This window comes from Dactylosporangium sp. McL0621 (genome assembly GCF_049995355.1).
Lineage (GTDB): Bacteria > Actinomycetota > Actinomycetes > Mycobacteriales > Micromonosporaceae > Dactylosporangium.
On record NZ_CP188259.1, the window covers coordinates 8524558 to 8542534 of the forward strand.

Annotated in this window: 22 protein-coding genes; 12 read left to right on the forward strand and 10 right to left on the reverse strand. The window is 73.2% G+C overall.

Going from position 1 to position 17977, the window contains the following annotated elements; translation table 11 throughout:
* Positions 1-32 precede the first annotated feature (32 nt).
* Positions 33-905, reverse strand: coding sequence for an alpha/beta fold hydrolase (locus ACPPVO_RS40285; protein WP_426503832.1), 873 nt, complete (start codon positions 903-905; stop codon positions 33-35).
* Positions 906-941: 36 nt separating this feature from the next.
* On the opposite strand from ACPPVO_RS40285, the gene ACPPVO_RS40290 reads away from it, so the two are divergent.
* From ACPPVO_RS40290 to ACPPVO_RS40300, 3 genes are all read left to right on the forward strand, one after another.
* Positions 942-1487, forward strand: a complete 546-nt coding sequence (locus ACPPVO_RS40290) for a helix-turn-helix domain-containing protein (RefSeq protein WP_426503833.1) — start codon at positions 942-944, stop codon at positions 1485-1487.
* A 90-nt stretch (positions 1488-1577) separates the two neighbouring features.
* Entirely contained in the window at positions 1578-1760 is a 183-nt protein-coding gene (dmpI, locus tag ACPPVO_RS40295; RefSeq protein WP_426503834.1) for a 4-oxalocrotonate tautomerase DmpI, read from the forward strand.
* A 10-nt stretch (positions 1761-1770) separates the two neighbouring features.
* Positions 1771-2640 (forward strand): LysR family transcriptional regulator, encoded by an 870-nt coding sequence (locus tag ACPPVO_RS40300; RefSeq protein WP_426503835.1) that lies wholly within the window; start codon positions 1771-1773, stop codon positions 2638-2640.
* A gap of 37 nt (positions 2641-2677) precedes the next feature.
* On the opposite strand, the gene ACPPVO_RS40305 is transcribed toward ACPPVO_RS40300, so the two are convergent.
* Genes ACPPVO_RS40305 through ACPPVO_RS40320 form a run of 4 tightly spaced genes read right to left on the reverse strand, consistent with a single transcriptional unit; the run spans position 2678 to position 5907 of the window.
* Positions 2678-3457 (reverse strand): ABC transporter ATP-binding protein, encoded by a 780-nt coding sequence (locus ACPPVO_RS40305; protein ID WP_426503836.1) that lies wholly within the window; start codon positions 3455-3457, stop codon positions 2678-2680.
* Positions 3444-4202 (reverse strand): ABC transporter permease, encoded by a 759-nt coding sequence (locus tag ACPPVO_RS40310; protein WP_426503838.1) that lies wholly within the window; start codon positions 4200-4202, stop codon positions 3444-3446. The genes ACPPVO_RS40305 and ACPPVO_RS40310 overlap by 14 nt, the downstream gene beginning before the upstream one ends.
* Positions 4199-4966: an ABC transporter permease gene (locus tag ACPPVO_RS40315; RefSeq protein ID WP_426503840.1), complete on the reverse strand. Its 768-nt coding sequence runs from the start codon at positions 4964-4966 to the stop codon at positions 4199-4201. Before ACPPVO_RS40315 ends, ACPPVO_RS40310 begins: the two co-directional genes overlap by 4 nt.
* Positions 4963-5907 carry an ABC transporter substrate-binding protein gene (locus ACPPVO_RS40320; protein ID WP_426503841.1) on the reverse strand — a complete coding sequence of 315 codons (945 nt, stop codon included), beginning with the start codon at positions 5905-5907 and terminating at the stop codon, positions 4963-4965. The genes ACPPVO_RS40315 and ACPPVO_RS40320 overlap by 4 nt, the downstream gene beginning before the upstream one ends.
* 216 nt (positions 5908-6123) lie before the next feature.
* Here ACPPVO_RS40320 and selD point away from each other — a divergent pair, with 216 nt between their 5' ends.
* Positions 6124-7113 carry a selenide, water dikinase SelD gene (gene selD / locus ACPPVO_RS40325; protein WP_426514784.1) on the forward strand — a complete coding sequence of 330 codons (990 nt, stop codon included), beginning with the start codon at positions 6124-6126 and terminating at the stop codon, positions 7111-7113.
* 195 nt (positions 7114-7308) lie between these two features.
* Positions 7309-7680 (forward strand): DUF2752 domain-containing protein, encoded by a 372-nt coding sequence (locus tag ACPPVO_RS40330; protein WP_426503842.1) that lies wholly within the window; start codon positions 7309-7311, stop codon positions 7678-7680.
* A gap of 33 nt (positions 7681-7713) precedes the next feature.
* On the opposite strand, the gene nrfD is transcribed toward ACPPVO_RS40330, so the two are convergent.
* The 3 genes from nrfD to fdh are packed head-to-tail and all read right to left on the reverse strand — an operon-like array spanning position 7714 to position 12829.
* Positions 7714-8859 (reverse strand): NrfD/PsrC family molybdoenzyme membrane anchor subunit, encoded by a 1146-nt coding sequence (gene nrfD / locus ACPPVO_RS40335; protein ID WP_426503843.1) that lies wholly within the window; start codon positions 8857-8859, stop codon positions 7714-7716.
* Complete coding sequence (locus ACPPVO_RS40340) at positions 8856-9620, reverse strand: 4Fe-4S dicluster domain-containing protein (RefSeq protein WP_426514785.1); 765 nt, start codon at positions 9618-9620, stop codon at positions 8856-8858. Before ACPPVO_RS40340 ends, nrfD begins: the two co-directional genes overlap by 4 nt.
* Before the next feature lie 23 nt (positions 9621-9643).
* On the reverse strand, positions 9644-12829 hold the full coding sequence (gene fdh / locus ACPPVO_RS40345) for a formate dehydrogenase (RefSeq protein WP_426503844.1): 3186 nt from the start codon (positions 12827-12829) through the stop codon (positions 9644-9646).
* Between the two features lie 97 nt (positions 12830-12926).
* Between fdh and ACPPVO_RS40350 the strand changes: the two genes are divergently transcribed.
* The 3 genes from ACPPVO_RS40350 to ACPPVO_RS40360 are packed head-to-tail and all read left to right on the forward strand — an operon-like array spanning position 12927 to position 14439.
* Positions 12927-13358 (forward strand): hypothetical protein, encoded by a 432-nt coding sequence (locus ACPPVO_RS40350; protein WP_426503845.1) that lies wholly within the window; start codon positions 12927-12929, stop codon positions 13356-13358.
* A gap of 5 nt (positions 13359-13363) precedes the next feature.
* A complete protein-coding gene (locus ACPPVO_RS40355; protein WP_426503846.1) occupies positions 13364-13924 on the forward strand; it encodes a TetR/AcrR family transcriptional regulator in 561 nt (186 codons plus the stop codon).
* A 2-nt stretch (positions 13925-13926) separates the two neighbouring features.
* A complete protein-coding gene (locus tag ACPPVO_RS40360) occupies positions 13927-14439 on the forward strand; it encodes a metallophosphoesterase family protein (protein WP_426503847.1) in 513 nt (170 codons plus the stop codon).
* Here the strand turns inward: ACPPVO_RS40360 and ACPPVO_RS40365 are convergent.
* Complete coding sequence (locus ACPPVO_RS40365) at positions 14414-15325, reverse strand: polysaccharide deacetylase family protein (protein ID WP_426503848.1); 912 nt, start codon at positions 15323-15325, stop codon at positions 14414-14416. The genes ACPPVO_RS40360 and ACPPVO_RS40365 overlap by 26 nt on opposite strands.
* A 56-nt stretch (positions 15326-15381) precedes the next feature.
* On the opposite strand from ACPPVO_RS40365, the gene ACPPVO_RS40370 reads away from it, so the two are divergent.
* The 4 genes from ACPPVO_RS40370 to ACPPVO_RS40385 all read left to right on the forward strand — a co-directional run bounded on the left by ACPPVO_RS40370 (position 15382) and on the right by ACPPVO_RS40385 (position 17497).
* The gene (locus ACPPVO_RS40370) at positions 15382-15810 is read left to right on the forward strand and encodes a helix-turn-helix transcriptional regulator (protein WP_426503849.1); all 429 of its coding nucleotides are present in this window, start codon (positions 15382-15384) and stop codon (positions 15808-15810) included.
* Positions 15811-15820: 10 nt separating this feature from the next.
* Positions 15821-16231: a VOC family protein gene (locus ACPPVO_RS40375; RefSeq protein WP_360372541.1), complete on the forward strand. Its 411-nt coding sequence runs from the start codon at positions 15821-15823 to the stop codon at positions 16229-16231.
* 107 nt (positions 16232-16338) lie between these two features.
* Positions 16339-16860 carry a GNAT family N-acetyltransferase gene (locus ACPPVO_RS40380; protein ID WP_426503851.1) on the forward strand — a complete coding sequence of 174 codons (522 nt, stop codon included), beginning with the start codon at positions 16339-16341 and terminating at the stop codon, positions 16858-16860.
* 40 nt (positions 16861-16900) lie between these two features.
* Positions 16901-17497: a DUF998 domain-containing protein gene (locus tag ACPPVO_RS40385; protein ID WP_426503852.1), complete on the forward strand. Its 597-nt coding sequence runs from the start codon at positions 16901-16903 to the stop codon at positions 17495-17497.
* Here the strand turns inward: ACPPVO_RS40385 and ACPPVO_RS40390 are convergent.
* On the reverse strand, positions 17451-17975 hold the full coding sequence (locus tag ACPPVO_RS40390) for an ArsR/SmtB family transcription factor (protein WP_426503853.1): 525 nt from the start codon (positions 17973-17975) through the stop codon (positions 17451-17453). The genes ACPPVO_RS40385 and ACPPVO_RS40390 overlap by 47 nt on opposite strands.
* Between the last annotated feature and the right edge of the window lie 2 nt (positions 17976-17977).

A 17977-nucleotide genomic window follows, 5' to 3' on the forward strand; every position in this document is an offset into this window, starting at 1 on the left:
CGGGTTTCAGCAACGCCATGGTTCCCAATCGATCACAACGCCGCCAGCAGGTCGCGGAGGGCGGCGAGGACCGGCTCGGGCCGCTGGACGTGCAGGTACTGGTGCGACGCCCCGCTCACGAAGCGCTGCTCGCCCCGGGGCACCGACGCCGCGATCGCCGCGTGCAGGGCGCGCACCCCGTCGTGGGCGGCCTCGAGCAGTTCCGGGGGCATGTGCTGCACCCAGAACGGGTTCTTGTCGGCGGCCGTCAGGACGATGAGCGGCACGTCGGGCAGGGGGCCGCCGGCGGACAGCTCCGCGTACACCTCCGACTCGAGGTTGCGACTCTCCCGCAGGCCGGTGCGCCAGTGCTCCAGGCGGTGCTCCACGAGGGGGTCGCGGATGTCGTCGGGCCACTGCGCGTACAACTGCTGCAGTGCGGCCCGGGAGGCGGTCAGCTGCTCGGGGGTCAGGTCCGGCAGGTCCTCGAAGGCGGGCTTCATCCGCTCGTTGAGCTCGACCACCTCGGCCGGCAGGAAGCGCAGGATGTCCTCGTGGCCGGGGTCCAGGAAGAGCAGGCCGGCGACGTCGGAGGGGTGGAGCTGGGCGAAGCGGCGGGCGTACACGGCGCCCACGGAGTGCCCGGCGAGCACGTACGGGCCCGGAATCCCGGCCGCCTGCAGGACCTCGCGCAGCTCGGCGGCGACGGCGGCGGCGCTGCGGGGCAGGTCGGCGTCGTCGCTCCAGCCGGTGCCGGCCCGATCGTAGGTCACCGCCGTGGTCAGCTCGGCCGCGGCGCGCACGAGGTTGTCGTACTCCAGCCCCACGAGCCCGGCCCCGGGGATGAACACGACCGGCGGTCCGCCCGCGCCGGCCCGGTAGAGGGCGATCTGCCGTCCGCCCGCCTCGACTCGCATTGTTCTCATGTATGCGAACATTATCAGGTGTGCGAACATATGCCAATGGACCCCGTCGAGCTCCTGCTGCACCCGGTGCGGCTGCGGATCGTGCACGCCCTGTCCGGCGGGCGCAGCCTGACCACGCAGCAGCTGTGCGAGCGGATCGCCGATGCGTCGAAGGCGACGGTGTACCGCCACGTCGCCCTCCTCGCCGAGGCCGGCATCCTCGAGGAGGCGGGGCAGCAGCGGGTACGCGGGTTCGTGGAGCGCCACTACCGTCTCCAGCCGGCCCGCGCCGCGGTGAGCGCCGAGCGCGCGGCCGCGGCGAGCGTGGAGGACCACCGGCGCGCGTTCGCCGCGTCGATGGCGGTGCTGCTGGCCGAGTACCAGGCCTACCTCGACGACCCCGCCGCCGACCCGGCCGCGGACCAGGTCGGCTACCGCCAGCACGCGATCTGGCTGACCGCCGCCGAGCGCGAACAGCTCATCGCGGGCATGCGCGCGGCGATCGTGCCGCACATCGCGAACGAGCCGGGCCCCGGCCGCGCGCAGCACCTGCTGAGCCCGATCCTGTTCCCGACCAAGGACGACGCGTCCGGCGACGCCTGAACGCGAGTGCCCGGACCAAGAGCGAATCGTGATGGCTGCGCGAGCGGACTGCGTCTTGGTCGCGCGCAGCCGTTGCCCTGCAATGGATGCATGCCAATCGTGACCGTGCTGCAGGGCCCCCGCGACGTCGAGCTCAAGCGTGACCTCGTCCGCCGCATCACCGACGCGTTCGTGGACGCGTACAAGATTCCCGCCGAGACCGTCCAGGTCTGGATCCAGGAGACGCCGCCGCAGAGCTGGGCGGCCGCGGGCAAGCTGGTGGCCGACCAGTAGAAAAGAGCCCATGGAACTGCGCCAGCTGCGGTACTTCGTGACCGTCGCCGAGACGCTGCACTTCGGGCGGGCCGCCGAGCTGCTGCACATCGTGCAGCCGGCGGTCAGCCAGCAGATCCGGCGCCTGGAGCGGGACCTCGGGGCCGACCTGTTCGACCGCTCGCCGCGCCGGGTGGTGCTCACCGCCTTCGGGCGCGAGTTCCTCCCGGCCGCGCGGGCGGTGCTCGCCGCCGCCGACGCCGCCCGGGCCGTAGCCGCGCGCGCCGCCGACCCGGGCCACCCGACGCTGCGGCTGGGCACGAGCACCGGCCTCGGCGACCACCTCGACCGCGTGCTGGAGCGCCTGGCCCGCGCCGGCTTCGCCGTGGAGCTCGTGTCGGCCCCGGTCGGCGAGCGCCTCACCCAGGTCGCGGAGGGCCGCCTGGATGCGGCGTTCGTCCGCGGTACCGTCACCAAACCGGGCATCCGCGCGCACGACGCGTGGCGCGACGCGCTCGTCGCCGTCCTCCCCACGGCCCACCCGAGCGCCGGCGCCCCCGCGATCGACCTGGCCGACCTCGCGGGCCTGCGCCTGATGCTCACCGCGCGGCGCAACCACCCGGCCCTCGTCGACCTCGTCACCGCGGCGTGCGCGGCCGCGGGCTTCGAGCCCACCCCGGGCCCGGCGACGGGCACCCTGCAGGACACCATGGCCGCGATCGGTGCGGGCACCGACCTGTGGACTGTCGCGTACGCCGCCCACGCCCGCACCGTCCACAACCCGCGCGTGGCCTTCGTACCCTTCCGCGACCCGGCCCTGAGCCTGCCGACGCGCCTGGCGATCAGCACGTCCGCGGCCCCGGCGACGGCCGCCGCACTCACGAAGGCCTGCGCGCCCTGAGGAGCGGGCCGCGGAGGTGCCGTCCGCCCGACGGCCGTCAGGAAGGCGCCGTTGGCGAAGCCGCCCGCTGGATTCGTGCGTACACGTGCGAGCGCAGCTCCACGAACAGCGGGTCCGCGCGGGTTGTGAGCTGGTCGCGGGCCGACGGCAGCGGGATCGGCAGCTCCTCCAGCACGTGCGTCGGCGAGGACGACAGGATGACGACGCGCTCGGACAGGTACACGGCCTCGTCGATGTCGTGGGTGACGAACAGCAGGGTCACGCCCGTCGTGCGCCAGACCTCGCGGACCAGGTCCTCCAGGTCGGCCCGGGTCTGGGCGTCGACCGCCGCGAACGGCTCGTCCATCAGCAGCACCCGCGGCTCGAAGGCGATCGCGCGCGCGATCGCCACCCGCTGCTGCATGCCGCCGGAGAGCTGCCACGGGTACGCGCGGCCCGCGTCGGCCAGGCCCACGGCGGCGAGGGCGTCCGCCACGAGCTGCCGTCGCTGCGGGCGAGGGAGGCGCTTGGCGCGCAGCGGCAGCTCGACGTTGTCGGCGACGCGCAGCCACGGCATGAGGCTGCGGCCGTACTCCTGGAAGACGATCGCGAGCCCGTCCGGCGGGCCGGTGACCTCGGTGCCGGCCACGCGCACGGTGCCGGTGGTGGGCGGCAGCAGGCCGCCCAGGCAGCGCAGCAGCGTCGTCTTGCCGCAGCCGGACGGGCCGACGACGCACACGAACTCGCCGGCCTCGACGTGCAGCGTGATGCCGGCCAGGGCCTCGATCCGCCGGCCGTGCCCGTCGTAGGTCTTGGTGAGCGCCTCAACGTCGAGCATCGGACGCTCCGTGGTACCAGTGCAGGACCCGGCGCTCGGCCAGCCGGAACAGCGCCGACAGCGCGACGCCGAGCAGGCCCAGGACGAACACGCCGCTCCACATCTGCGGGATCTGGTACGTGCGCTGGAAGTCGATGATGACGTACCCCAGCCCGTTCGTGGTGCCGAGCAGCTCGCCGATGACCATCATGATGATGCTGATCGACAGCGCCTGGCGCGCGCCGACCACGATGTGCGGGCTGGCGGCGCGCAGCACGAAGGTCCGCAGGCGCAGCCCGCCCCGGATCCGGTACGTCCGGCAGGTGTCGACGAGCACCTCGTCGGCCCCGCGCACGCCCTCGACGGTGTTGAGCAGCACGGGCCAGACGGCGCCGAGGACGATCACGAGGATCTTGGTGCGGTCGGTGAACCCGGACAGCAGGATGAGCACGGGCACGAGCATCGGCGGCGGTACCGCACGCAGGAACTCCAGCACCGGCTCGCACACCGCCCGCAGGGTACGGTTCGCGCCGATCGCCACCCCGAGCCCGACGCCGGCCGCGAGCGCGATGCCGTAGCCGGCGAAGAGGCGCAACAGGCTCGGCAGCACGTCGGCGCGCAGCCGGTGCGGGGTCCACGTGCCCGGGAACGCGCGGAGGACCGTCTCCAGCGGCGGCCGGTAGAAGTCGAGGCTGTTCCGGCTCGCGAACCACCACACGACGAGCAGGGCGACCGGCAGCGCGACCGCCTTGAGCACCCGGCTCACAGCGGCAGCTCCCGCCGGACCGACGGGTGCCACGCCAGCACGACCCGCTCGGCCCGGCGGGTCACGAGGTTCGCGGCCAGGCCGAGCACGCCGGCCACGACGACGAGGGCGTACATCGCCGGCACCCCGTCGTCGCCGCTGTTGCGGGCCAGGGACAGCTGCTCGCCGAGGCCGTCGGTGCCGCCGATGAACAGCTCGCCGGTGACGGTGAGCACGAGCGCGACGGAGGCGGCGAGGCGGATGCCGGTCATCGCGTAGGGCAGGGTCGTCGGCCACACCAGGTACCGGGCGCGGTGCCAGCGGCCGAGCCGGTACGAGTCCGTGGTGTCGCGGGCGACCGGGTCGACGTCGGCGACGCCGTGCAGCACCTGGATCAGGACCTGCCAGAAGGACGCGTACACGACCAGCAGCAGGATCGAGCGCATCGGCGTGCTGAACAGGACCACGGCCAGGGGCAGCAGCGCGACCGACGGGATCGGGCGCAGGAACTCGATGGTGGAGGCGGTCCCGGCGCGCAGCAGCGGGACCGTGCCGATGACCACGCCCAGCACGATCCCGGCCGCCACCGCGATGGCCAGCCCGATGAGCCAGGTGGCGAGGGTGCCGCCGACCGCCGCCCAGAAGGCGCGGCGGCCGGCCTGCTCGGCGAGGCTCACGCAGACGGCGCTGAACGGCGGGAAGTGCGCGCGGGGCAGGACGCCCAGCCGGGGCAGCGCCTCGAGCAGCAGCGCGAACCCGGCCAGGCCCAGCGCGCCCTTGATCACGGCAGGAGCTTCGACGTGTCGACGGGGGCGCTCAGCACGCCGTTGGTCGCCAGCAGCTGGTTCATCTTGCCCACGGACGCGGTGTCCACGGTGCTCGCCCACTTCGGCAGCGTCATGGCGCCCGCGGCGTCGGCCTTGATCTGGGTGTACGTCGTGACCGCCTGCCGCACCGCGTCGGGGTGGCCGTCGGCGTAGGCGAGCGACTCCTGCATGGCCTCGGTGAACCGCTTGACGAGGTCCGGGTTCTGGGCGATGAGCTGGCTGGAGGTGAAGTACGCGGCCACGCACAGCTTCGGGTCGACATCGGCGTAGGAGCCCAGCGCCCGCCCGCCCTTGGCCAGGGCCGGGGCGAGGAACGGCTCGACGACGAACATGCCCTGCACACGCCCGGCGTCCAGCGCGGCGCCCATGTCGGGGAACGCGAGCTCGACGAAGCTCACCTTGGCCGGGTCGCCGCCGGCCTTGCGCACGATCTCCTTGACCGTGGTGTCGACGATGTTCTTGACGGTGTTGGTGGCGACCGTCCTGCCCTCCAGGTCCTTGGCCGTCTTGATGGCCGGGTCCTTGACGACGAGCTGGCCGAAGTCCTTGGCCGCGTCGCCGGTGGAGTTGACGCCGTTGGCGACGACCTTGATCGGCACCTTCTGCTGGCCGGCGACGAGCAGGCTCACGATGTTGCTGAAGCCGAACTGGTACTGCCCGGAGACCACGCCGGGGACGATCGCGGCGCCGCCCTGGGCCTGCTCCATGGTCAGGTCGATGTTGCGCTTCGAGAAGAAGCCCTGCGCCTTGCCGAGGTAGATCGGGGCGACGTCGACGATCGGGATGACGCCGACCTTGACCTTGTCGGGCTCGCCGGGCTTGGCCGGCGTGGCGTTCGAGCCGCAGGCGGCCAGGAGGGTCAGCGCGGCGAGGGCCGGAAGGAGGCGACCGCGATGCATCGACATCCGCCTTTCGAAGGCAATCCTGGCCGAACGCTAGGCTCGTCAGCAGGATCGTCGACGATTTCGCGGGAATCCTTCCGGCCAGCGGTAGTTCAGCCGGCGGCCAGGTCGTCGAGCCAGTCGCGGACCGGAGGTGCTGCTTAGCTCGGAGCCGGATCGTTGGCAATCGGCGTCGGCGGCGATGCGCATAAAGTGGTCGGCGTGACGCAGCAGATGATCCGGCTCACCGGCTACGCCCACGGCGGCGGCTGTGCCTGCAAGATCCCGCCCGGCGAGCTCGAGGCCGTGGTCGCCGGGCTCGTCGGCGGCCGCGCCCCCGCCGGCCCGGGCGAGCTGCTCGTCGGCCTCGACAACGGCGACGACGCCGCGGTCGTGTCGATCGCGAACGGCCTGGCCGTCGTGGCGACCGCGGACTTCTTCACGCCGGTGGTCGACGACGCGTACGACTGGGGGCGCATCGCCGCCGCGAACGCCCTCTCCGACGTCTACGCGATGGGCGGCCGGCCGGTCGTGGCGGTGAACCTGCTCGCCTGGCCCCGCGAGGTGCTGCCGCTGGAGCTGGCGGCCGAGGTGCTGCGCGGCGGGCTCGACGTCGCCCGCGAGGCCGCGTGCCACGTCGCGGGCGGGCACTCCGTCGACGACCCGGAGCCCAAGTACGGCATGGCGGTCACCGGCCTCGCCGACCCCGGGCGCCTGCTGCGCAACGACCGCGGCCGCCCGGGCCTGCCCCTGACGCTCACCAAGCCGCTCGGCATCGGGGTGCTCAACAGCCGGCACAAGGCCACCGGCGAGCCGTTCCCGCACGCGGTCGCGGCAATGACCGCCCTCAACCGCGACGCGTCCGAGGCCGCGCTGGCCGCGGGCGCCGAGTGCGCCACCGACGTGACCGGGTTCGGCCTGCTCGGCCACCTGCACAAGCTCGCCCGGGCCAGCGGCGTGACGGCGGTCGTGGATGCGGCGGCGGTACCGTACCTCGACGGCGCCCGCCGTGCCCTGGCCGACGGGTTCGTCAGCGGCGGCACGCGGCGCAACCTCGACTGGGTGCGCCCGCACCTCGACGCGGGCGCGGCGAGCGAGGACGAGCTGCTCCTGCTCGCCGACGCCCAGACGTCGGGCGGCCTGCTCGTGGCCGGCGAGATCCCGGGCTTCCCGGTGATCGGTGAGCTCGTACCGTCGGACGGCCCCACGATCCGCGTCCGCTGACCGGTTTCCCGGCATTTCGCCGTCTTCGCCGCGCGATTTGATCGCTATTTTTCGTCTCGCGTTGTTAGGTGGTTTTAGGCCTGCGCGGCCGAATCCTGCCTGGTCACGACGTTTCGCATCGGACGATCGGACGACAGCGAGCGATGTCGATCACCACCTAAGCTCACGACTCGTCACTTCGAGGACGGGTCCCAGGTGAGCAGGCAGTACTCGGTTCCGGAGCGCCTCGGCGCGTTCGGCCTCGCGGTCGGCGCGGCGGCCGCGGTCTGGCCGGCGTTCAGCGCCGGCGCGGGCCTGGGCCTGCCCTGCCCGCTGCGCCGGTTGACCGGCGTGCCCTGCCCCTTCTGCGGCCTGACCACCGCGGCCGTGGAGCTCGTGCACGGCCGGGTCCTCGCCTCCCTCGGCGCCAACCCGGCGCTCGCGGGCCTGGCGCTGCTCACGGCCGTGACGGTGCCGCTGCTCGCGCTGCGGCGCCTCGGCCTGGCGCGGCCGCCGCGCCCGTGGTCGCCGCGGGTCCGCCGGTGGGCCGGAGTGACCATCGTCGGCAGCCTGGTCGCCAAGGCGTAGTCCGCCGTTCGCCGCGACCCCCTGAACAGCCCTTCAGGGGGTCGCGCGCTGCGGCTCCACCACGTACTTGGGGTCCTTGGTCGAGGCCATGCCCGCCTCGAAGACGCCGAAGCGGGTGGCGAGGGAGCCGGCCAGCAGCGCCGCCCCCGACAGCGCCGACAGCAGCCGGCTGCGGCGGCCCAGCAGCGCGCCCGCGGCGCCGGCGAGGTTGAGCTGCCGCGCGGCGCGCAGGAGGCGGCCGGCCCGGCCCGTGCGGTACGGCTCGCTGAGCAGCCCCAGCCCGTGCTCGATGCGGTGCGTCGCGGCCAGCTCCAGGGCGACCCCGGCGACCGCGAGCGTGCGGGCCGGTCCGCCCTCGCCGGTCGGGGCGGCGATGAGCCCGACGGCCGCGCCGCTGGCCAGGGCGCTGCCCGCGAACGCGAACGGCAGGTCGTCGCGCGCGGCGTGCCACGACGGGGCGGCGGTGTCGGCGAGGAGCACGCCCGTGTAGGTGGCCAGCGCCGGGGCCAGGGCGGCCGCGCCGAGACCCGCGACCCGGCCGGCGCCGCCGACGAACCCGCGCGGCCGCGCCTCGGTGGTGGCCGCGAGACCCGCGGCGCCGCCGAACGCGCTGAGGATCCACGTGCCCATCGACATCGGCGAGGTCGGCTTGGCCACGCGCAGCATGTGGTGGAAGCGCTCGGGCCGGCCGAGGTCGTTGATGAGGAAGTACGTGCTCGCCCCGAGGGCCCCGAGCGCCGCGAGCCGGGCCGCGCGGCGGGTCCGCGGCCGCCCGGTCAGGTCGGCGCCGGCGGCGAGCAGGGCGCTGCCGGCCGCCAGCCCGCCGGTGAACAGGTAGGCGGGAACGTCGTGCCGCCACACAGGGGTCTTGACGATGGGCCGGCCGTAGTACGAGCGGAAGTCCGCCCGCGGCACCTGCACGTCCTCGCCGCCGTGCTCCCGCCGCGGCCGCCGCTCCCCGGAACGTGTCCCGAGCTCCCCGCCGTCACGCCCCTGAACGTCCGAGCCGTCGGCGTCGCGCCCCTGGACACCCGAGCCGTCGGCGTCGCGCGCGCGGGAACGTCCGGCGCCGCCCCTCGGTACCGGATCGTTCGAAGGCCGCCGCTCGCCGGACGACCGCCAGGCGCCGTCGTTGGCGCCGGGGTCGGCGCCGGGGTCGGCGTCGAAGCGCTGGGTCACGGGCGCCGTCCCAGGAACGACACGGCCGTCGCCGCCGCCATCGCGAGTGCGGCCAGCCCCGCCCGCTTCCACATGCGAGGCAGGTTACGCGTCGTGACGACCGGGGCCGGCGGCAGCCCGTACACCTCCGGCTCGTCCAGCAGCAGGAAGAACGCGCCCTGCCCGCCCACGCCGTCGTCCGGGTCGTGCCCGTAGAGCCGCGCCTCCGGCCGGTCCAGCTCCTCGAGGCGGGCCGCGGCGCGCTCGCGCAGCTCGTCGAGCGGCCCGTACTGGATCGACTGCGTCGGGCACGCGGTCGCGCAGGCCGGCATGAGCCCGTCGCCGATGCGGTCGTAGCACAGGGTGCACTTCCAGGCCCGCCCGTCGCTCTCGCGGCGGTCGATCACGCCGTAGGGGCAGGCGGTCACGCAGTACCCGCACCCGTTGCAGATGTCGGCCTGCACGATGACGGTCTCGAACTCGGTCTGCATGAGCGCCCCGGTCGGGCACACGTCGAGGCAGGCCGCGTGCGTGCAGTGCTTGCACACGTCGGACATCATCAGCCAGCGCATGTCCCCCGGGTCGTCGCCGGCCGATCGGGAAGGCACAGGCTGCTCGATGAAGGCGACGTGCCGCCAGGAGTTCGCGTCGAGCTGCCCGGTGTTGTCGAACGACATGCCGAGCAGGTCGAGGCCGTCGGCGGGGATCGCGTTCCACTCCTTGCACGCGACCTCGCAGGCCTTGCAGCCGATGCAGACGCTGGTGTCGGTGAAGAAGCCCATCCGCTGCGGTGTCTGCCCGATTGTCACAGCCCGGCCCTCCGGTTGTAGTCGTCGACGAGGGTGCGCAGGGCGGTCCCGCGCGGGCGGCGCCCGGGCCGCACGTCGCAGGTGCCGACCTTGCTCTCCTGGATGAGCACGTTCGGGTCGAGCACGATGCCCACGAGGTCGTTCGCGGAGTCGCCGGTCGTGAGGCCGGAGCCGCCCCAGTGGTACGGCAGCCAGATCTGGTGCACCGGCCGCCCGTCGATGCGCAGCGGACGCATGCGCGCGGTCACCATGACCCGGGCCTCGATCGCCGAGCGGCTGGTGACGACGTGCGCCCAGCCCAGGTGGGTCAGCCCCCGCTCGGCGGCGAGCGCGGGCGAGACCTCGACGAACATCGCCGGCTGCAGCTCGGAGAGGTAGTCGAGGGTGCGGCTCATCCCGCCGGCGGTGTGGTGCTCGGTCAGCCGGCTGATGGTGAACACGAACGGGAAGACGTCGCTGCGGGCCGGGTTCATCGGGTTCTCGGAGCGCTGGTACCGCTTGCGCGTCGGGTTGGCCTGCTGCTTGTACAGCGGGTTCTGCACCGGCGACTCGGCCGGCTCGTAGTGTGTGGGCATCGGCCCGTCGACGAGGCCGGAGGGCACGAAGAGCCAGCCCTTCCCGTCGCCCTGCATGACGAACGGGTCGTCGCCGGCGATCCCGGCGGGCCCGGCCGTGCCCGGCTCCGGACGGTACGACGGCGGCTTGGTCTTCTCGAAGTCGGGCACGTCCGGCCCGGTCCACTCGCCCTTCGCCGCGTCCCAGTACACATAGGACTTCCGGGCGCTCCAGGGCCGGCCGTCGGGGTCGGCGGAGGCGCGGTTGTACAGCATCCGGCGGTTCATCGGCCACGCCCAGCCCCACTCGAGGCCGATCGGGTCGTCCCCGGACGCGGGCGTGCGCCGCGCGGCGCCGTTGACCCCGCCCGCGAAGACCCCGGAGTAGATCCAGCAGCCGCAGGCCGTCGAGCCGTCGTCCTTGAGCTCGAGGAAGCCCGACACCACCTCGCGGTCGGCGACGCGGTACCCGTTGATCTCCCGCAGGACCGCCTCCGCCGAGGGCTCGCCGTGCACCCCGTGCGTGGGGTAGTCCCAGGTCAGGTCGCGCACGGCCCGGTCGCGGTCCAGCGTCGAGCCGGCCAGGCGGGCCCGGACCAGCCGGCCGAGGTGGTAGAAGAACCACAGCTCGGAGCGGCAGTCGCCCGGCGGGTCGACGGCCTTGTGGCGCCACTGCAGCAGCCGCTGGGTCTGGGTGAACGTGCCCTCCTTCTCCACGTGGGAGGCGGCGGGCAGCAGGAACACCTCGGTCTTGCACTCCTCGGTGACGATCTCGCCGGACTCGATCTCGGGGGCGTCGCGCCAGAACGTGGCGCTCTCGATCTCGTACAGGTCGCGGACCACCAGCCAGTCGAGCTGGGCCAGGCCCAGCCGCTGGGCCCGCCCGTGCGCGGAGCCGACCGCCGGGTTCTGGCCGAGCAGGAAGTACCCCTTGATCTTCCCGTCGAGCATGGAGAGCACCTGCTGGTAGGTGCCGTGGTCGCCGGTCATGCGCGGCAGGTGCCCGTAGCAGAAGTCGTTCTCCGCGGTCGCGGCGTCGCCGTAATACGCCTTGAGCAGGCTGACCGCGAACGCGCGGGCGTTGCCCCAGTAGCCCTTCTGCCCCGGGTGGCGGATCGCGTCGACCCACTCGTCGAACGTGTCGTGCTTGCCCGCCGTCGGCATCGGCAGGTAGCCCGGCAGCAGGTTGAACAGCGTCGGGATGTCGGTCGAGCCCTGGATGCTGGCGTGTCCGCGCAGCGCCATGATGCCGCCGCCGGGCCGGCCCATGTTGCCCAGCAGCAGCTGGATGATCGCGCCGGTGCGGATGTACTGCACCCCCACCGAGTGCTGCGTCCAGCCGACCGAGTACACCAGCGCGGTCGTGCGCTCCCGCCCGGAGTTGCGCGTCCACGCCTCGCAGACGGCCGCGAAGTCCGCGGGCGCGACGCCGCACACCTGCTCGACGACCTCGGGCGTGTAGCGCGCGAAGTGCCGCTTCAGGATCTGGTAGACGCACCGCGGATGCTGCAGCGTCTCGTCCCGTTGCGTCTCGGCCGGCACCGGCGATCCGTGGGACTCGTGCTGGATCCCGCCCGCGGTCTCCCGCGTCTCGTGGCCGTGCTCCTGCTCCTCGTCCTGGTGCCCCTCGTACTGCCACGACGACGGGTCGTAGGCCTGCGTCTTGTCGTCGAAGCCGGAGAACAGCCCCTCGAGGTCCTCGGTGTCGCGGAACTCCTCGCGCACGATCGTGGCCGCGTTGGTGTACGCGACGACGTACTCCCGGAATTCCAGCTCGTTGCTCAGGATGTAGTTGACGACACCCCCGAGGAACGCGATGTCCGACCCGGCCCGGATCGGCACGAACTGATCGGCGACGGCGCTGGTGCGCGTGAACCGGGGATCGATGTGGATGACCTTCGCCCCGCGGGTCTTGGCCTCCATCACCCACTGGAAGCCGACCGGGTGGGCCTCGGCCATGTTCGAGCCCTGGATCACGATGCAGTCAGCGTTCGCCAGGTCCTGCTGGAATCCCGTGGCGCCGCCGCGACCGAAGCTGGTCCCCAGACCGGGGACGGTGGCGGAGTGTCAAATGCGCGCCTGGTTCTCGATCTGCAGTGCGCCGATCGCGGTGAACAGCTTCTTGATCAGGTAGTTCTCTTCGTTGTCGAGCGTCGCGCCGCCCAGGCTGGCGATGCCCAGCGTGCGGTTGAGCGGCCGGCCCTCCTCGTCCTCGTCCTGCCAGGTCTCCGCGCGGGCGGCGACGACCCGGTCGGCGATCATCTCCAGCGCCGTGTCGAGGTCGAGCTCCTCCCACCCGGTGCCGTAGGGCCGCCGGTACTTCACCTTCGTCGCCCGCAGCGGGCTGGTGACGAGGCTCTTGCTGGCCGAGCCCTTGGGGCAGAGCCGGCCGCGGGAGATCGGGCTGTCGGGGTCGCCCTCGATCTGGGTGACCTTGCCGTCCTTGACGAACACCTTCTGGCCGCAGCCGACGGCGCAGTAGGGGCAGACGGACTGGACGACCGAGTCGGCCTGGGTGGTGCGGGCGGTGATGGCGTCGGTCCGGGGCGAGCGCACGGCCTCGCCGCGGCCCGTGGGATCGGGCCCGGTGAGCTGCCGGTACACCGGCCATCTCCGCAGCCATTCCATGGCACCGACTCTAGGCCAAAGCGGTCCCTCTTGCGCGCCGGGAGGAGATGGCCCATAGTTTGTGTACACCGTATGTTTACAACGTAAGGAAACTGTGATGCCGATCCTGCTGGGTGTTGCCGTGCCCGTCGTCTGGCTGCTCTGGCTCGTGGTGACGGAGTGGGTGCCGATGTACCCGCTGAACGACCTGCGCCGCGACAACTTCCGCGACCGTGTCCTGGCCGCGTTCATCAACTACCCGTTCCCGCTGTTCATCGCCGCCGGGGTGGCCGTGCACCGGCCCTGGTCGCTCGCCGTCGCGCTGGCGCTGTGCGCACTGACCGTGCTGGGCCATGTGCGCAGCTGGTGGGTGCCGTACTTCGGCCGCACGACGCCGGAGCAGCGGGAGCGGTACCAGCGGGAGTACGGCCGGACGCTGAAGATCCTGCCGACCGAGGGCCACGGGGTCGTCATCGACGTGCAGCACATGGTGGTCGGCGCGCTGACCGCGGCGATGCTCGCGACAACCGTCCTGGCGACCGTAATGTGAGGGCGGTGACCGAAGCCGCGCGCCGCCCCGGCCGCCCCCGCCAGCTGCACCGAGAGGACATCCTGGTGGCCGCGGTCGGGGTGATCGACGCGGAGGGGCTCGAGGCGCTGACCATGCGCCGGCTGGGGGCGGCCCTGGGCGTGACGGCGATGTCGCTGTACCGCCACTTCGACGCCCGCGACACCGTGCTCGCCGCGGTCGTCGACGAACTCGTCGCCACGGTCGACTTCGTGCCCCACCGCGCCTGGCCGGAGACGCTGCGCAGCTTCGCCGAGGGGTACCGCGCGATGCTCCTGCGCCACCCCCGGGCGGTCGCCCTCCTGGCCACGCACCCGGTCGACCCGGAGCGCGGCCGCACGCTCATCGAGCCGCTCCTGGCCGGGTTCGCGCAGGCCGGCATCGACGACGACCGGGCGGTGACGATCGTGCAGTCGGTGGCGGTCTTCACCCTCGGCCACGCGCTGGCCCAGGTGGGCGGCGACCCCCCGGCCCCGGAGACGGCGCCGTACTACGACGCCTGGTTCGAGGCCGGCCTGGCCGCGCTCCTGCGCGGGTTCGCCGAGTGACCATGGAGATCCTCCTGCTGGCCGACACCCACGTGCCGCAGCGCGCCCGCGACCTGCCCGCCGTGCTCTGGGCCGCCGTCGACGCCGCCGACGTCGTGATCCACGCCGGCGACTGGGTCGACATCGCGCTGCTGGACGCCCTGGAGGCCCGGGCCGCGCGGCTCATCGGCGTTCACGGCAACAACGACGGCCCGACCCTGCGGGCCCGGCTGCCCGAGGTCGCCGACGCCGAGCTGGCCGGCGTGCGCGTCGCGGTCGTGCACGAGACCGGCCCCGCGACGGGCCGCGAGCGGCGCTGCGCCGAGCGGTACCCCGGCCGGGACCTGCTCGTCTTCGGCCACTCCCACATCCCGTGGGACACCGTCGCCCCCGGCGGCCTGCGGCTGCTCAACCCCGGCTCGCCGACCGACCGCCGCCGGCAGCCGCACCGCACCTACATGACCGCGACCCTGGAGGCCGGCGAGGTGCGGCGGGTGGTGCTGCACCGGATCACACCGGCAGGCGCTCCAGGGTGAAGTAGCGCTTCATCCAGGGGATCAGCTGGCGGTACGCCACGATGGTGTCCGGTTGCGCGTTGTCGTGGGACAGGATGATCGAGCCCTGGCGTACGTGGCCCTTGATCTGCGAGATCACGCGGTCGATGTGGGCCTGGTCGTTCTTGTCCGGCTTGTGGTTCCAGTCCTGCGGGTCGACGTCCCAGTAGATCGAGGACATGCCCATCGACTTCGCCTTCGCGACCAGGTCCGGGGTGAAGTTGCCGCCCGGCGCGCGGAAGTACTTGATCGGTGCGTCCGCACCCACCGCGGCGTGGATCGCCTCGTTGGTCTTGGTCAGGTCCCAGTCGATGTACGACGGGTCGCGCTTGGCCAGGTCGATGAGGTGCTGCCAGGAGTGGTTGCACAGCGTGTGGCCGTCGGCGTAGATCTGCCGGACCAGCTCGGGATGGTCGCGGACGCGGAAGCCGACCATGCAGAACGTCGCCTTGACGCCGTTCTCGCGCAGGACCTGCAGGATCGCCGGCGTGTTGGTCGGGTCGGGGCCGTCGTCGAAGGTCAGGGCGACCGCGGTGCCCCCGGTGCGCGACAGCGAGCCGGCCGGGCCGTGGCCGGTGCCGGGCGCACGCACGGTGAAGGCGCCCTCGGCGGTCTTCGACGGCGTCCGGCTCGGGGTCGGCTTCGCGGTCGTGGGCGACGGGGGCGGCGGGGCCGCCGACGTCGGTACGACCGGGGGCTCCGCCGACAGCACCGGGCCGACGCTGCTGTGGCTGCCCGCGGGGAGGCCCGGCTGGGCGCCGCTCGCGGGCTGGTGCCGCCCGCACGCAACGGCGCCGACCAGCACTCCGAGCAGCACCACCGCGGCCGCGGCCGGGAGGACGTATCGAGACTTCTGGTTGCCGAGCACCCGGCCACGCTAGCGGACGACGGACAGGTTGCGCACCCCCGCGTACCGTGACGGAGGTGACGGTGCCGGTCGGACTGCTGCCCCATCTGCGCCGCGCGCGCGACCACGTCGACCGGCACTACCAGGAGCCGCTGGACCTCGACGGGGTCGCGGCCGTCGCCGGCGTCTCGAAGTACCACTTCGTGCGCTGCTTCGAGCGGACCTACGGCGAGACGCCGATGCGGTACCTCACCCGCCGCCGCATCGAGCGCGCCCAGGACCTGCTGCGCAACGCCAACCTGACCGTCACCGAGATCTGCATGGCGGTCGGGTTCACCAGCCTCGGCTCGTTCTCGGCGAAGTTCACGCGGCTGGTCGGGGAGAGCCCGGCGGCGTACCGGAACCGCTGGGCGAAGGCGGGCGCGCCCCACGTGCCCGGCTGCTGGCTGTTCATGACCGGAGTGATTCGCAATTTTCGAGAAGGCCCGCAGGATCACCCCCGGTAACGTCCGGGCCATGATTACCAACATCTCCCTGGTCACCGTGTACTGCCTCGACCAGGACAGGGCCCGCGACTTCTACGTGAACGTGCTCGGCTTCGAGGCGAGCATGGACGTCACCATGGGTGAGTTCCGCTGGGTCACCGTGAAGCACCCGAACCACCCCGAGCCCGAGGTCACCCTGATGACGCCCGGCCCGCCGCTGGACGACGACGCGGCCGCGTTCGTGCGCCGCCAGCTGGAGAAGGGCGGCATGGGCGGGCTCGGGCTGCGCGTCGACGACTGCCGCAAGACCGCCGCCGAGCTGCAGGCCAAGGGCGTCGAGTTCGTGCAGGAGCCGGAGGACCGCCCGTACGGCGTCGAGGCCGTCTTCCGCGACGACAGCGGCAACTGGCTGGTGATGGTCGAGCCGAAGATGTACGGCTAAGGTTCGCGCATGGGGCCGGCGACGCGCACCCGCTCGTGCCGCGGGCGGGTGTCGCCGACGTCGGCGAGCCGCGGCTACCGAAGACTCCGGGGCAGGGCGAGGATGCGATGAGAACCGTCCACACCGCCGACCTGACCGCCGGCGAGCGCGCCCAGCTGCGCATGATGCTCGACGCCGCGTTCGGCGAGCGGTTCGCCGACACCGACTGGGCGCACGCGCTCGGCGGCCTGCACGTGCTGTTCGAGTCCGGCGGGCGGATCGTCGCCCACGCCGCGGTCGTGCAGCGCTCGCTGCTGGCCGACGGGGTGCCGCTGCGGGCCGGGTACCTCGAGGCGGTCGCCGTGCACCCCGGCCACCAGCGGCTCGGGTACGCCGCCGCCGTGCTCGACGAGGCGGAGCGGATCGTGCGCGCGGGGTACGACATCGGCGCCCTCTCGGCCTCGGAGGGCGCCGCCGGGCTCTACGTGCGCCGCGGCTGGATGCTGTGGCCGGGTACCACCGCCGTGCTAACCCCCGGCGGGCTGGTGGCGACCCCGGACGAGGACGGCAGCACCTACGTCCTGCCGGTCGCCGGTCCCCCGGCGGGCGGCGTCCTGGCCTGCGACTACCGGTCCGGAGATTTCTGGTAGGGCGATGTCGGACCGGCCCCCTCCCGTTCGAGGAGGGGGTATGAGAGACATCCGCATCGCCGGCGTACTCGCCGGGCCGCTGTTCATCGGCGTCAGCCTCGCCCAGGCCCTGACCCGCGAGGGCTTCGACATCACCCGGCACGCCTGGAGCCTGCTCAGCAACGGCTCCCTCGGCTGGCTGCAGATCGCCAACTTCGTCCTCACCGGCCTGCTCGTGCTCGCCGCGGGCGCCGGCATCGCCCGGGCCGTGCCGCAGAGCCGCTGGGCGGGCCGGCTCGTCGGCGTCTTCGGCCTGAGCATGATCGCCGCCGGGTGCCTGCGCGCGGACCCGGCGCTGGGCTTCCCGGCCGGCACCCCCGACGGCCCCGGCACCGTCAGCTGGCACGGCATCGGGCACCTCGTGGCCGGCGCGATCGGCTTCCTGTGCGTCGTCGCGGCCGCCTGGGTGCTGGCCCGCCACCAGCCCCCGGGCCCGGCGCTCTACTCGCGGGTGTCCGGCACGGCGTTCCTGCTGGCGTTCGCCGGCATCGCCTCGGGCAACAGCGCGCCGGGCTTCACGATCGGCTTCATCGCCGGGATCGTGATCATCTTCACCTGGCTGGCGGTGGTGTCGCTCCGCCCTGATCCAGTGTCCTGAACGCGTGCACGGTCACCGCGACCGGGACGGTGCCGGGGCTGTGCGCGGGGCGGGCCCGGGCGTGCAGCGCGTCTCCGAGGGCCTGGATTCCGCGGCGGTACCGTTCCCAGTCCTCCGGCGCCACCCAGAGCTCGCCGTCCGTCGTCACGCCCGGGTGCTCCGGGTCGCGGCGGGCGGCCCGTTCGCGCAGCCCGTGGGCCAGGGTCCCGGCCAGGAACGCGGTGCCCTCGCGCTGGTCGGACAGCGGGGAGCCGGCGACGGTGCGGTACCGCCGCTCGTGCCCGCCCCGCCGGGTGCGCTCCTCGGCCAGCTCGACGAGCCCCGCGCTCGCGAGCTTCCGCAGGTGCTGGCTGGCCAGGGCGTGCGAGACGGCCAGCTCCCGGGCCAGCTCGGCGGCCGACATCGGCCCCGGCCACATGAGGTTGAGCATGCGCAGCCGCAGCGGGTGGGCGAGCGCGCGCAGGACATCGTCGGCCATAC

Excerpts from the sequence above, each read along its gene's own strand:
- ACPPVO_RS40285 (WP_426503832.1), bottom strand. The coding sequence starts at position 905 with ATGAGAACAATGCGAGTCGAGGCGGGCGGACGGCAGATCGCCCTCTAC.
- ACPPVO_RS40290 (WP_426503833.1), top strand. The coding sequence starts at position 942 with ATGGACCCCGTCGAGCTCCTGCTGCACCCGGTGCGGCTGCGGATCGTG.
- dmpI (WP_426503834.1), top strand. The coding sequence starts at position 1,578 with ATGCCAATCGTGACCGTGCTGCAGGGCCCCCGCGACGTCGAGCTCAAG.
- ACPPVO_RS40300 (WP_426503835.1), top strand. The coding sequence starts at position 1,771 with ATGGAACTGCGCCAGCTGCGGTACTTCGTGACCGTCGCCGAGACGCTG.
- ACPPVO_RS40305 (WP_426503836.1), bottom strand. The coding sequence starts at position 3,457 with ATGCTCGACGTTGAGGCGCTCACCAAGACCTACGACGGGCACGGCCGG.
- ACPPVO_RS40320 (WP_426503841.1), bottom strand. The coding sequence starts at position 5,907 with ATGCATCGCGGTCGCCTCCTTCCGGCCCTCGCCGCGCTGACCCTCCTG.
- selD (WP_426514784.1), top strand. The coding sequence starts at position 6,124 with ATGATCCGGCTCACCGGCTACGCCCACGGCGGCGGCTGTGCCTGCAAG.
- ACPPVO_RS40340 (WP_426514785.1), bottom strand. The coding sequence starts at position 9,620 with ATGGGCTTCTTCACCGACACCAGCGTCTGCATCGGCTGCAAGGCCTGC.
- ACPPVO_RS40350 (WP_426503845.1), top strand. The coding sequence starts at position 12,927 with ATGCCGATCCTGCTGGGTGTTGCCGTGCCCGTCGTCTGGCTGCTCTGG.
- ACPPVO_RS40360 (WP_426503847.1), top strand. The coding sequence starts at position 13,927 with ATGGAGATCCTCCTGCTGGCCGACACCCACGTGCCGCAGCGCGCCCGC.
- ACPPVO_RS40375 (WP_360372541.1), top strand. The coding sequence starts at position 15,821 with ATGATTACCAACATCTCCCTGGTCACCGTGTACTGCCTCGACCAGGAC.
- ACPPVO_RS40380 (WP_426503851.1), top strand. The coding sequence starts at position 16,339 with ATGAGAACCGTCCACACCGCCGACCTGACCGCCGGCGAGCGCGCCCAG.
- ACPPVO_RS40385 (WP_426503852.1), top strand. The coding sequence starts at position 16,901 with ATGAGAGACATCCGCATCGCCGGCGTACTCGCCGGGCCGCTGTTCATC.
- ACPPVO_RS40390 (WP_426503853.1), bottom strand. The coding sequence starts at position 17,975 with ATGGCCGACGATGTCCTGCGCGCGCTCGCCCACCCGCTGCGGCTGCGC.